This is a genomic window from Paraburkholderia sp. BL21I4N1, from assembly GCF_002973525.1.
Lineage (GTDB): Bacteria > Pseudomonadota > Gammaproteobacteria > Burkholderiales > Burkholderiaceae > Paraburkholderia.
In genome coordinates this window covers 93,672-106,423 of the sequence record NZ_PVEN01000014.1, presented here as the reverse complement: position 1 = coordinate 106,423, position 12,752 = coordinate 93,672, and the positions used below count along the sequence as shown (strand labels likewise).

Genomic DNA, 12,752 nt, shown 5'->3' with positions numbered 1-12,752 from the left:
TCATGACGCTGATGACCGGCGACGACTATCTCGACAGCCTGCGCGACGGCCGCAACGTCTATCTGGGCGGCGAGAAGATCGCCGATGTCACCACGCACCGTGCGTTTCGTAACGCCGCTCGCAGTATCGCGTCGCTGTACGACGCGTTGCACGGCGAGCATCGCGAACGCCTGACCGCGCCGGATGCGCGCGGCCAGATCACGCACCGCTTCTTCAAACCCAGCTATTGCGTCGACGATCTGCTGGCAGCGCAGGACGCGATCGAATTGTGGTCGCGGATGACGTACGGCTTCATGGGCCGCACGCCCGACTACAAGGCCGCCTTCATGTCCGGCTTGGAAGCCGGCGCCGGCTACTACGGCGAGTTCCGCCAGCACGCGGTCGACTGGCACCGGCGCTTCGCCGCCAAAGGGCTGTATCTGAACCACGCGCTGATCGATCCGCCGTTCGATCGCAGCAAGCCGATTCACGACATGCGCGACGTGTTCGTCCACGTCGTCGCGGAAACCGCTCGCGGTATCGTCGTGAGCGGCGTGAAGATGCTCGCGACCGCAGGCGCGCTCACCCATGCGACGTTCGTCGCACCGGTCGCGTCGGCGCGACTCGAAGCCGGCAAAGCGGAGGATTTCGCGCTGGTGTTCTTCGCCCGCATGGACAACCCGGGATTGAGCCTGATGTGCCGCCCCTCCTATGAAGCCGCCGCGCCCAGCCCGTTCGATGCGCCGCTCGCGAGCCGCTTCGACGAGAACGACAGCGTGGTGATCTTCGACCAAGCGCTGATTCCGTGGGAAGACGTGCTGGTCTACCGCGACGTGGAGCGCGCGAGCGGTTTTTATGCCGCGTCCGGCTTCGCGAATCTGTACAACCTCCAGTCCGGTATCCGCCTCGCGGTGAAGCTGGAATTGCTGATCGGGCTGCTGTCGCTCGGCACGCAGGCGAACGGCACCCACGCGTTCCGCGCGATCCAGGCGGCGCTAGGCGAACTGATCGCGCTGCGCGATCTGCTTAAGGGCCTTGTCTGCGCGATGGCGCGCGATCCGGAGCGCACGGCGGCCGGCGTGCTCATTCCGAAACTCGAGTATGCGTCCGCGCTGCGGGTCGAAGCGCCACGGATCTGGCTGCGCGCGCAGGCACTGCTGGCCGGCGCCCTCGGCGGCGCGCCGCTCGTCACGGCCTCCAGCGCGGCGGATCTGCTCGATCCCCGGGTCAGGCCGTTGATCGACGCGTACTACCGCGGCGCGGCGCTCGCGCCGGAACAGCGGATCAAGCTGTTCAAACTGATCTGGGACGCGACCCGCAGCGAGTTCGGCTCGCGCCATACCGTTTATGAAACGCACTACGCCGGCAACTTCGACCAGATCCGTCTCGACGCGTTGAACTGGGCAACGCGACGCGGCCAGCTCGCCGACCATGAAGCGTTCGCGCAGCACTGCATGGACGACTACGGCACGCAGGGCTGGCTGCGCGGCCCGTGGCGGTCCGACTGACCGGAGCGGGCCAGCCGGTTTCGACTGTTTCAGTTCGAGGAAACTTCTATGTGCGGGATCGCTGGATGGGTCGACTTCGAGCGCGACTTGCGGTGCACGGCAGAGATCGTCGACACAATGACGGACAGCCTGGCCCATCGCGGTCCGGACGGGCGTGGCGTGTGGCTCGACAGGCACGTGGCGCTGGGACACCGGCGGCTGGCGATCATCGATCCCGCACAGGGCGCGCAACCGCTGTGCAGCCCCTCACACGATGCGCGCGGCCTGCCGCACGCGGTGATCTGCTACGGCGGAGAAACCTACAACTTTTGCGAGCTGCGGACCGAACTCGGCGCGCTCGGCCACCGCTTCGCTACGCGGTGCGACACGGAAGTCGTGCTGCATGCGTATCTGCAATGGGGCGCGCCGTTCGTCGAACGCCTTAACGGGATGTACGCGATCGCGCTGTGGGATACGGTTCGGCAGGAGCTTCTGCTCGTGCGTGACCGTCTCGGCGTGAAGCCGCTGTTCTACTATCCGACGGCACACGGCGTGATCTTCGGCTCCGAACCGAAAGCGATTCTCGCCCACCCCGACGTCCGGGCGCGCACCTCGTCCGAAGGGCTCTGCGACGCGCTGCTGTTTTTGCGCACGCCGGGACGGGTGCCCCTCTCCGGCATGCATGAGTTAAAGCCCGGCCACCTGCTGCGGGTACGGCGCGGACGCATCGTGGAGGAGCGCTATTGGGCGCTGGAGGCGCGCGAGCACACCGACGACCTGCCGGCGACCATCGCGACGCTGCGCGGGTTGCTCGACGACATCGTGTCGCACCAGACGATCGCCGACGTGCCGCTGTGCGCCCTGCTGTCCGGCGGCGTGGATTCGAGCACCGTCGCCGCGCTCGCGCAGCGACAGCGAAACGCATCCGGCGGCGGCCGGCTCCCGACGTTCTGCGTCGACTTCACCGGGCACACGCAACACTTTCAGGCCGACCCGATTCGTCCGACGGCCGACGCGCCGTTCGCCCACGAAGTCGCGCGGCACATTGGCAGCGATCATCGTACGATCGAGCTGAGCCACGCCGTGCTGCTCGATCCCCGGGTGCGCGAAGCGGTGCTGCGTGCGTGGGATCTGCCGTTCAACTTCGCCGACCTCGACGTGTCGCTGCATCAGCTGTTCGCCGCGGTACGCCGGCACGCGACCGTCGCGCTATCGGGTGAAGCCGCCGACGAAATTTTCGGCGGCTACCTGTGGTTTACCGATCCGGTCGCGCGTCGCGCGCAAACTTTTCCGTGGCTCAAACTCGGCGCGCATCGCGGCCTCGATCCACGCGCGCTGTTCCGCGCCGGTTTCATCGATGCGTTGAAACTCGACGAATACGAAGCGGATCTCTACCGCTCGGCGCTCGCGGAAGTGCCCCGGCTGGCCGGCGAGAGCCCGGAACAGCGGCGCACGCGCGAGCTGAGCTATCTGACGCTGACGCGCTGGCTGCCGCTGCTACTCGACAAGAAAGACCGGATGGGCATGGCCAACGCGATCGAAGGACGGGTGCCGTTCTGCGATCACCGGCTCGTCGAGTACGCCTTCAACATTCCGTGGGCGATGAAAACCTTCAACGGCCGGGACAAGGCGCTGCTGCGAGCCGCCGCGGACGACCTGCTGCCTGAATCGGTACTGCGTCGCAAGAAGGCGGCTTATCCGTCGATCCAGACGCCGGCCTACGACCGCGGCCTCATCGCCCGTCTGAACGCGGCGCTCGACGACCCGCGCGCGCCGCTGCATGCCTTTATCGACCCGGACGCGTTGAACCGGCTCGCGGCGCGCACCACGAGCAGCACCCTTGCTGAATTCGAACGGATCCTGGTGGAGTCGAGCACGCGGCTCAACAGCTGGCTCGCGCTGTATCAGGTCGATCTCGACGCCGTACCGGCGGGTTGAATTTTTCACCTCGACACCAGGAGCCACGCGATGCATGCGATCCAGATCCGCGCGACCGGCGGTCCCGACGTTCTCGACTACGTCACGCAACCTGAGCGCATGCCGGGCGACGGTGAATTGCTGGTCGAGGTGGCGGCGGCCGGCGTGAATTTCATCGACCTGTACCGGCGCGAGGGCCGCTATCCGATGTCGCTGCCCGGCGTACCCGGAGAAGAAGGCGCGGGGCACGTGCTGGCGGCCGGCGCGAACGTCGACCGCTTCAGGGCGGGAGACCGCGTCGCATGGACCACCGTGATGGGCAGTTACGCCAGCCGCGTGATCGTGCCGCAGGACAAGGCGATCGCCGTGCCGGCGGCGCTCGATCTGCGCACGGCGGCGGCGGCGCTGGTTCAGGGCATGACCGCGCACTACCTGGCCAACGACTCTTACCCGGCTCGCGCAGGCGATATCGTCCTGATCCATGCCGCGGCGGGTGGCGTGGGCGGCTTGTTGACTCAGTGGTTGACGCGGCGCGGCGTGCGGGTGATCGCCACCGTGTCGACGGCGGAAAAAGCGGCGCTCGCGCGCGGTCATGGCGCCGACGTGGTGATCCTGCACGGCGCCGTCGACGATCTCGCCGCCGAAGTTCGCCGCCTGAGCGACGGCAAGGGCGTGCATGCGGCGTACGACGGCGTCGGCGCCGCGACCTTCGACGCCAGCCTCGACAGTTTGCGCACGCGCGGCACCCTGGTGATATTCGGCGGTGCGAGCGGACCGGTGCCGCCGGTCGACGTGATGCGTTTGTTGTGGGGCGGCTCACTGACGTTGACACGCCCTTATCTTGAACATTTTCGTGCGACGCGCGACGAATTCGAACGGCGGGCGGGTGACGTGTTCGACGCGATCGCGAGCGGCGCGCTGCGGATCAGGATTGGCGGCGTCTATCCGCTAGCGGACGCGCGTCGGGCTCACGCCGACCTTGCGGCACGACGCACCACCGGCAAATTGCTGCTGGTTCCGTGATGACGTATCACCCGTTCACGCAGCCATCCGGCAGGACATTGCGCCATGGGTAAGATCGTGGGCGCGGGGCTGATTTCGCATGCGCCGGTCGTCATGATGTCCGAGTCGACGCGCATGCGCGCGAACGGCGGCCGCGACTTCACGCTCGCCACCGGTCTCATCCGGCTGCGGGACGAAATCTTCGACGTGGCACGTTACGACACGGTGGTGGTGTTCGACAGTCACTGGCGAACCACGACCGAGGCGGTCGTCGCCGCGCACGCACGCCGCTCGGGCTACTTCACGTCGGACGAGATGCCCGCGGCGCTCCGGCAGCTGCCCTACGATCTGCGCGGCGACCCCGAGCTCGCGCACGCGATCGCCGGCGTGGCGGCGCAGCGCGCTTCGTGGATCGACGCCGTCGACGATCCCTGCCTGCCGATCCACTACGCCACGCTGATTCCGTGGCGCCATCTTGGCCGCAAAGACAAACGCTGGCTCACCATTTCCGTATGCCAGACCGCCACCAGCGCCGATTTTCTGCGGATGGGCGCGATCGTCGCGGAGGCTATCGAGCGTCTCGATCGCGACGCGCTGCTGATTGCATCGGGTGGCTTGTCGCACGCGTTCTGGCCGCTTGCGGAACTATGCGAACGGATGAGCGGCGCGTCGTCGAACATCGTGACAGCCGCCGCGCGCGACGCCGACCTGCAGCGAATCGCGTGGCTCGAGGCGGGCCGGCACGACCGGGTGATCGAATCCATGCCGGCGTTCCTGCGCGTCCATCCGGAGGCTAACTTCGGCCACTACCTGATGATGGCCGGGGCGCTCGGCGGGCACGCGTGCGCGTCGCGAGGCGAGGCGTTCAGCGAGTACGAGAACGGTATCGGCAGCGGACATATCCATCTGTGGTTCAGACCCACCGGGGGCCAGTGGCCGCGAGCCGCGCCGCGGCATAGCGGGACACCGACCGGCGGATGATCGGATTCGACATCGAAACGCGAATGCGCCCGGCTCGTGGCGAGCGCGGCGCATGCCGGCCGCCGGCGTGCGAACACTCAGGCGGTTGCTCGCTCGCGCGCGCCATCCGACAGCGACGTCCGCACTGCATCGAGGAACAGACGCTCCCGGATCGACGCATGGCGGGCGGCCGTCCGAAATGCATAGATTCCCCCTGGCGGCGTTGTCCAGGCGGGCAGCAGGCGGCACAGGCGCCCTTCGCGCAGGTCGTTGGCGACGAGGTAATCGGGAAACACGCCGACGCCGGCGCCTGCCAGCACCAGTTCAAGCGCGAGCAGGACGCTCTGTACCTTGAGGCGTCCATCGGTGACGATGCGGGCGGACTGTCCGTTATTGATGAACAGCGAATAGCCGGCATTGGCAAGGCCGTCATGCGAGATCCAGTGCTCGCCGGGCAGATCATTGGGATGATGAGGCGCTGCGTGTTGGCGCGCGTAGTCGGGAGAAGCGACGAGGTATTGTTCGAAGGCGCCGAGCATTTTCATGCGGAAGCCTTTCTTTTTGGGCCAACCGGTTTCGAAGGCGAGATCGATGCGTTGTCCGATCAGATCGACGCCATGGTCGTTGCAGAGCATTTCCAGATCGATCCGCGGATGCAGGTCAGCGAACGTCGCGACGATACGACTCAGCAGTACCGAGGAGAATGCGGCGGGTGCGGCGACGCGCAGCAGCCCGGTTGATTCGTGGCGCAGACGCCGAATGTTCCCAACGGCCTCATGGAGATGACTGACGCATTCCTGGGCGGCGAGAAAGAGGGTATGTCCGGCATCGGTGGGGGCGATTTTGCGGGTACTACGCAGAACGAGTTGGGTATCGATTTCCGCTTCGAGGCGCCCGAGATATTCGCTGACGAGCGATTTAGACATACAGAGACGATCGGCCGCAGCGGTAAAACTGCCGTGTTCGACAACGGCGATAAAAACGCGAAGATAATTCAGATTCCTGATCTCACGCTCAGCCATACCCACCTCATCGATGTCAACCATGGAAACCGTAACGGATTGACTCCAACATAACGCGAGCACAGCGAGCCAAACCGCCACAATTCGCCGCACCGAGAGGAAAAACCACAAGGGCGCGCGCAGCGCCGCCGGAAGAATGACGGCCTTGTCACCGGCGCGGAATGTGCAAGAACACGGATTCCAGATGAGCCACTACCGTGACTGCGCGGGGGCCCCGCTTAAGAATTAGCGGTGTGAGCGGCTTTCTCTTGCCTACTTCTCTTTGCCGCGGCAAAGAGAAGTAGGTGCCCCCCGCACAGGGGGAACGCCAATAGACCACTAACAAACCAAGGAGAGGCCAACAACAACAACAACAACAACAACAACCTCAGACAGCCATAACAGCCTTCTTCCTCTCAGCCCTCTGCATGAGATAGTTAGCAACAACAACCCCAACAGTAACAACAGCGATAAACAGCGTAGCCAGCGCATTCATCTCAGGATTAAGCCCAAGCCGAACCCGGGAGAAAACGACGAGAGGCAAGGTAGTAGACCCAGGCCCGGACAGGAACGCGGACAGCACGAGATCGTCGATAGAAAGGGTAAAAGACAGCAGCCACCCGGAAACGAGCGCTTGAGAAATCAACGGCAGGGTAATAAAAAAGAACACCCGAATCGGCGTAGCCCCGAGATCGAGAGCGGCCTCCTCGAGAGACGGATGCAACTCCTTGACGCGCGACTGCACGATGATGGCGACATAGGAGATACACAGCATGACGTGCCCGATCCAGATGGTGAAGATCCCACGCCCAGCGGGCCAACCGAGCCACTTGGCCATCTCGATGAACAGCAACAGCAACGAGATCCCCTGAATGACTTCAGGAATGACCAATGGCGCGTTAATCATGCCGGTATAGAGCGTAAACCCACGAAACCGCCCCATCCGGGCCAACACAAACCCAGCCCACGTGCCAATCACCACCGAAGCAAACGCGGTCAGCAAAGCCACCCGCAACGACAACCATGCCGCCGCGATCAACTCGTCATCCTGCAACAGGGCCGCATACCAGCGCGTGGAAAAACGCGTCCAGACGGTGACCAGCTGCGACTCATTGAACGAGTAGACAACCAGACTGACAATCGGGATATACAGAAACAAAAACCCGATCCCTAGCGCAATAAACTGCAAAACCCGATTCGGTTTCATCAGCGCCGTTCCTCCATCGCCTTCGCCTGCGCGTACTGGAAGAACGCCATCGGCACCAGCAGCAACAACACCATCGCACACGTCACGGCCGACGCCATCGGCCAATCGGCATTGTCGAAGAACTCATTCCACATCACGCGCCCGATCATCAGCGTGTTCGCGCCGCCGAGCAGTTCAGGAATCACATACTCCCCCACCGCCGGAATGAACACCAGCAAACAGCCCGCGATGATTCCGTTTCTGGACAACGGCAACGTAATCTGCCAGAACGCCTTCCACGGCTTCGCGCCGAGATCGTAGGCCGCTTCGAGCAGCGTCATATCCATCTTCACCAGATGCGCGTACAGCGGCATGACGAGAAACGGCAGATACGAATACACCATGCCGATGTAGACGGCCGTATTCGTGTGATACAGCTCGATCGGCGAATGAATCAAACCGATCGACATCAGGAAGTTATTCAGCAAACCGTTGTTCTTCAGAATCCCGATCCACGCATACACGCGAATCAGAAACGACGTCCAGAACGGCAACATCACGGCCATCATCAGCAGATTGCGGCTCGCCGGATTCGACCGCGCGATGTAATACGCCATCGGATAGCCGATCAGCAAACACAGCAAGGTCGAGATCGCGGCCACCACCACCGAATTCACATAGGTCGCGAAATACAGGCTGTCGGTCAGCAGAAACGCGTAATGCGACAGGTCGAGCGTGATGTGAACCGCGCCGTCCGCGAACGTGCTCAATTCCGTATAAGGCGGAATGCCGAGTTGCAGATCGGCGAAGCTGATCTTCACGACCAGCAGGAACGGCACGAGGAAAAACAGCAGCAGCCAGACGAACGGCCCGGCCACCACGGCGGTGCGGCCGGTCAGATTGAAACGCCGCACCGGCCAGTTGGCGAGGGAACTGAGCGAGCGCTTCATGACGTCAGCACCACGCCGGCCGACGCGCTCCAGCGCACGTACACTTCGTCGCCCCACGTGGGCGTGTCGATCTCCGTCAACGCGAGACTGGTCACGTTCGCGATCACCGTTTTGCCGGCTTCGAGCTTGACGTGATAGAGCGAATAGCCACCCATGTAAGCGATATTCGTGACGACGCCCTTGCCCCAGTTGTACGCGCCTTCGGGCGGTTTGCGCGTGAGCGCGATCCGTTCGGGCCGCACCGAGATGGTCACCGGCATGCCGAGCGGACCCGTAATGCCGTGATTCACGTACAGACGGCACGGCAGATCCGGCGTGTCGATAAACACGTGATCGGGCTCGTCTTCGACGACATGGCCGTCGAACAGATTGGTCGAGCCGATGAACTCCGCCGAAAAGCGTGTGTTCGGGTACTCGTAGACCTCATGCGGCGTGCCGAGCTGAATGATCTCGCCTTCGCTCATCACGGCGAGGCGGCTGGCCATGGTCATGGCCTCCTCTTGATCGTGCGTGACCATCATGCAGGTCACGCCGACCTTGTCGAGAATGTTGACCAGTTCGATCTGCGTGCGCTGACGGATCTGCTTGTCGAGCGCGGACATCGGCTCGTCGAGCAGCAGCAGCTTGGGCCGTTTGACCAGCGAGCGCGCCAGCGCCACGCGCTGTTGCTGGCCCCCTGAAAGCTGATTCGGCTTGCGCTTCGCGAAGCGGCCCATCTGCACCAGATCGAGCGCGCTCTGCACGCGATCCTTGATCTCGGCCTTCGGCACGCCTTCCTGCTTCAGACCGAACGCGACGTTCGTTTCCACGTTCATATGCGGAAACAGCGCGTAGGACTGGAACATCATATTGACCGGCCGGCGGTACGGCGGCAATTGCGCGAGATCTTCGCCGTCGATCAGGATCTTGCCCGACGTAACGGTTTCGAGCCCGGCGAGCATGCGCAACAAGGTCGACTTACCGCAACCGGAACTGCCGAGCAGCGCGAACAGTTCGCCCTTCTTCACCGACAGGTTGACCCCCTTGACCGCCACGGATTCGCCGAACTTCTTGACGACGTCGACGATCTGCACGAACTGGTCCGCGGTGTCGCCCGACCCGGCGCTCATACTGAGGGACGGCGCGGCATTCCCCGCCGCTGCGCCCGACTGATCACTACTCATCACAATGCTTGACTCCGGCGTTTAACGTACAAAGCCCCCGGTGGATACCGAGGGCTTCATGATGATGCATTACCCGTTCACATTGACGGCGTTTTAGCGGCCGGACTTGAATTCAGTCCACAGCCGCGTTTGCAGACGCTGGATTTCCGGCGGCAGCGGCTTCAGCAGGAACAGGGTCTTGATGACTTCCGGCGACGGATACACCGCCGGGTCGTTCGCCACGTCCTTGTCCACGTACTTGCGCGCTTCGAGGTTGGCGCTCGGATAGTAAACGGCATTGGTGATCGCGGCGTGCACCTGCGGCGTCTCGATGTAGTTGATCCACTCGAGCGCGGCTTCCTTGTTCTTCGCGTCTTTCGGAATTGCCATCACGTCGAACCAGACCGGCGCGCCGCCCTTTGGAATGTAGTACTCGACCTTGAAGGGCTTCTTCGCTTCGACCGCGCGATGCTTGGCGATCACGACGTCGCCCGACCAGCCGTACGCGAAGCACACGTCGCCGCCGACCAGGTCGTTGATATAGCCCGACGAATTGAACTGCGTGATGTACGGACGGATCTTCTTCATCATCTCGAGCGCGGCGCGATAGTCGGCCGGGTTCGTGCTCATCGGATCTTTACCGATGTAGTGCAGCGCGGCGGCGAACATCTGGTCCGGCGCATCGAGCACGGACACGCCGCAGGCCTTCAGCTTCGAGATGTTTTCCGGCTTGAAGAGCACGTCCCAGCTATCCAGCGGCACGTTCTTGCCGAGAATCTGCTGTGCCTTCGTGACGTTGTAGCCGAGGCCGGTCGTGCCGTACGCCCAGGGCACCGTGTACTTGTTGCCCGGATCCGCGCCGGCCACCAGTGCCATCAGCGACGGGTCGAGATATTTGAGGTTCGGCAGTTTCGATTTGTCGAGCGGGGCGAAGATGCCCGCGGCGATCTGCTTGCCTGCGTAATTGCTGGTCGGCACGACGATGTCGTAGCCGGAATTGCCGGTGAGGAGCTTGGCTTGCAGCGTGTCGTCGCTGTCGTAGTTGTCGTATTTGACCTGAACGCCGGTCTGCTTGCTGAAGTTCGGAATGGTGTCCTTGGCGATGTAATCGGACCAGTTATACACGTTCAACTGCGTATCTTTCGCAGCGGCCGTCAACCACGGCGTTGCGCACAAAACCAGCGCCGCCACCTGCCCCACTACCCGTTTCTTCATTCCGTTCTCCGATCCTGACCGGCCTGAGCCGACCGTCATCTCTCACGCCGCGGCACCGCGCGCACGGCTCCCCTGAAAAACCCGAAAACTACCATTAATTATTGCGCGCTCCAAAAAAAATCCCGGGCTGTCGCGCAAACGGTACAGCGCAAGCCGTACCGCTGGAAAATTGGCCGCAATTTTAGCGGGTTATTCGCGCCTGTCTACCCGAAAAAAACAGCGCCATGCGGACGCTGTCAGCTGGTTGTCAAACTAGCGAATCCGGCCTGCGCCACGGGCGGATCGGCAACGGCGACGCGCGGCCGTTTTGCGCGAATCCCATGCGCTCCGGCTAACGTTGCGGCCAGCGTCAGCCGCGGCGCTTGCGACGGTGCACAATAGCTCAGGAAGCGTCGCAGCACGGCGCATCGCGCGACGTGCAACGTGTGCTCCGGCAGGATCGCATTGCGCGCCGCCTGCACACGGGCACGTGGCTTGCACGGGCATACAGTCTTGAACCTCGGGTACCGATGAACACCAATCCGTCCGCATTGCGTCCGAACCGCCGCCGGCACCTGCCCGGCGATGGGCCGGTACGTCCCGCTCACTGGTTCTCTTTCGTCGGCGCGGGCGCGCTGATCGCGGTCGGCTATATCGATCCCGGCAACTGGGCCACCGCGCTGGGCGCCGGCGCGGGCTACGGCTATCGCCTGCTCGGCATCGTGCTGCTGGCCAGCCTGATCGGCATGCTGATGCAATGGCTGTCGTCGCGTCTAGGCGTGGTGACCGGCCGCGACCTCGCGCAGATCTGCCGCGAACGTTCGAGCCCGCGCGGCACGCTACTACTCTGGTTGACCAGCGAGATCGCGATCATCGCGTGCGACGTCGCCGAAGTGGTGGGCAGCGCCGTGGCGTTGCAACTGCTGCTCGGCGTCTCGCTGACGGTGGGTGTGCTGATGTCGGCGGTCTGCACGTTCGCGTTACTCGCGCTACAGCAGAAAGGCGGCCGCAAACTCGAAGCCGTGATTGCCGTGCTGATCGGCTTCGTCGGACTGTGCTTCGTGGTCGAGCTGGCGCTCGCGCGGCCCGACTGGCACGCCGCGCTGGCCGGCACCGCACCGAGCCTTGAACTGCTGCGCAACGCCGGCATGGTGTGGCTGGCGGCGGGCATCGTCGGCGCGACGGTCATGCCGCATAACCTTTATCTGCACTCGGCGCTCGTCAAGCACCATGCCCCCGACAGCAGCGACGCGCAGATCAGGGCCGCGCTGCACGTGGTCAATCTCGACACCATCGGCTCGCTGAGCTTCGCGTTCGTGATCAACGCGGCGTTGCTGATCGTGGCGGCCGCCGTGTTCTATTCGAGCGGCCATCGCGACGTCACGGATCTCGCGGATGCCCACCGGTTGATCGCGCCGCTCGTCGGCACGCACTGGGCCAGCATTCTGTTCGCGGCGGCGCTGCTGGCGTGCGGGTTGAGCGCCACCGTGACCGGCACGCTGGCGGGTCAGACGGTCATGGAAGGCTTCCTGCAGATCCGCCTGCCGCGCTGGAAGCGCGCGTTGCTGACCCGCGCGCTCGCGATCGGGCCAGCGCTCGTCGCGGTGGGTCTGTTCGGCCAGCATGGCTCGAATCAGTTGCTGGTGGCGAGCCAGGTGGTCTTGAGCCTGCAGTTGCCGCTAGCGGTCGTGCCGCTGATCCGCTACACGTCCGACGCGGAACTCATGCGCGGCTGGCGCGTGCGCGGCACGCGGCTTGCGTTGGCGTGGTTGTCCGCCGTCTTTATCGTGGTGCTCAACGTCGCGTTGCTGTGGCAGCTGGCGCTGGGCGGGTGACGCTGTTTCGTCGCAGGTCGTCATATCGACCTGGCAATGCAGTGATTTTGTAAGTATTCTCGGATTAGTGGTTGTGACCGGTGTAGCTGCGCATCGAGG

Annotated in this window: 10 protein-coding genes; 5 read left to right on the top strand and 5 right to left on the bottom strand. The window is 63.8% G+C overall.

What is annotated here, in order from left to right:
• The first annotated feature begins 2 nt into the window (after positions 1–2).
• From B0G83_RS28235 to B0G83_RS28220, 4 genes are read left to right on the top strand one after another with little or no spacing between them, the layout of a single operon-like run.
• On the top strand, positions 3–1,487 hold the full coding sequence (locus B0G83_RS28235; RefSeq protein ID WP_105510761.1) for a 4-hydroxyphenylacetate 3-hydroxylase family protein: 1,485 nt from the start codon (positions 3–5) through the stop codon (positions 1,485–1,487).
• 48 nt (positions 1,488–1,535) lie between these two features.
• Entirely contained in the window at positions 1,536–3,404 is a 1,869-nt protein-coding gene (gene asnB / locus B0G83_RS28230) for an asparagine synthase (glutamine-hydrolyzing) (protein WP_105510685.1), read from the top strand.
• Positions 3,405–3,434: 30 nt separating this feature from the next.
• Positions 3,435–4,406, top strand: a complete 972-nt coding sequence (locus tag B0G83_RS28225) for a quinone oxidoreductase (protein ID WP_105510684.1) — start codon at positions 3,435–3,437, stop codon at positions 4,404–4,406.
• Between the two features lie 45 nt (positions 4,407–4,451).
• On the top strand, positions 4,452–5,366 hold the full coding sequence (locus B0G83_RS28220; RefSeq protein ID WP_105510683.1) for a catechol 1,2-dioxygenase: 915 nt from the start codon (positions 4,452–4,454) through the stop codon (positions 5,364–5,366).
• Between the two features lie 77 nt (positions 5,367–5,443).
• Here the strand turns inward: B0G83_RS28220 and B0G83_RS28215 are convergent, their stop codons facing one another.
• The 5 genes from B0G83_RS28215 to B0G83_RS28195 all read right to left on the bottom strand — a co-directional run bounded on the left by B0G83_RS28215 (position 5,444) and on the right by B0G83_RS28195 (position 10,839).
• The gene (locus B0G83_RS28215; protein WP_105510682.1) at positions 5,444–6,367 is read right to left on the bottom strand and encodes a LysR family transcriptional regulator; all 924 of its coding nucleotides are present in this window, start codon (positions 6,365–6,367) and stop codon (positions 5,444–5,446) included.
• Between the two features lie 367 nt (positions 6,368–6,734).
• Complete coding sequence (locus tag B0G83_RS28210) at positions 6,735–7,553, bottom strand: ABC transporter permease subunit (RefSeq protein WP_105510681.1); 819 nt, start codon at positions 7,551–7,553, stop codon at positions 6,735–6,737.
• A complete protein-coding gene (locus B0G83_RS28205) occupies positions 7,553–8,482 on the bottom strand; it encodes an ABC transporter permease subunit (RefSeq protein ID WP_105510680.1) in 930 nt (309 codons plus the stop codon). The genes B0G83_RS28210 and B0G83_RS28205 overlap by 1 nt, the downstream gene beginning before the upstream one ends.
• A complete protein-coding gene (locus B0G83_RS28200; RefSeq protein ID WP_181157114.1) occupies positions 8,479–9,645 on the bottom strand; it encodes an ABC transporter ATP-binding protein in 1,167 nt (388 codons plus the stop codon). Before B0G83_RS28200 ends, B0G83_RS28205 begins: the two co-directional genes overlap by 4 nt.
• Before the next feature lie 93 nt (positions 9,646–9,738).
• The gene (locus B0G83_RS28195) at positions 9,739–10,839 is read right to left on the bottom strand and encodes a polyamine ABC transporter substrate-binding protein (RefSeq protein ID WP_105510678.1); all 1,101 of its coding nucleotides are present in this window, start codon (positions 10,837–10,839) and stop codon (positions 9,739–9,741) included.
• A gap of 509 nt (positions 10,840–11,348) precedes the next feature.
• Here B0G83_RS28195 and B0G83_RS28185 point away from each other — a divergent pair.
• The gene (locus tag B0G83_RS28185; RefSeq protein WP_105510676.1) at positions 11,349–12,653 is read left to right on the top strand and encodes an Nramp family divalent metal transporter; all 1,305 of its coding nucleotides are present in this window, start codon (positions 11,349–11,351) and stop codon (positions 12,651–12,653) included.
• The last annotated feature ends 99 nt before the right edge of the window (positions 12,654–12,752 follow it).

Coding starts and splice junctions, on each gene's coding strand:
- B0G83_RS28235 (WP_105510761.1), top strand. CDS start 3: ATGACGCTGATGACCGGCGACGACTATCTCGACAGCCTGCGCGACGGC.
- asnB (WP_105510685.1), top strand. CDS start 1,536: ATGTGCGGGATCGCTGGATGGGTCGACTTCGAGCGCGACTTGCGGTGC.
- B0G83_RS28225 (WP_105510684.1), top strand. CDS start 3,435: ATGCATGCGATCCAGATCCGCGCGACCGGCGGTCCCGACGTTCTCGAC.
- B0G83_RS28220 (WP_105510683.1), top strand. CDS start 4,452: ATGGGTAAGATCGTGGGCGCGGGGCTGATTTCGCATGCGCCGGTCGTC.
- B0G83_RS28215 (WP_105510682.1), bottom strand. CDS start 6,367: ATGGCTGAGCGTGAGATCAGGAATCTGAATTATCTTCGCGTTTTTATC.
- B0G83_RS28210 (WP_105510681.1), bottom strand. CDS start 7,553: ATGAAACCGAATCGGGTTTTGCAGTTTATTGCGCTAGGGATCGGGTTT.
- B0G83_RS28205 (WP_105510680.1), bottom strand. CDS start 8,482: ATGAAGCGCTCGCTCAGTTCCCTCGCCAACTGGCCGGTGCGGCGTTTC.
- B0G83_RS28200 (WP_181157114.1), bottom strand. CDS start 9,645: ATGAGTAGTGATCAGTCGGGCGCAGCGGCGGGGAATGCCGCGCCGTCC.
- B0G83_RS28195 (WP_105510678.1), bottom strand. CDS start 10,839: ATGAAGAAACGGGTAGTGGGGCAGGTGGCGGCGCTGGTTTTGTGCGCA.
- B0G83_RS28185 (WP_105510676.1), top strand. CDS start 11,349: ATGAACACCAATCCGTCCGCATTGCGTCCGAACCGCCGCCGGCACCTG.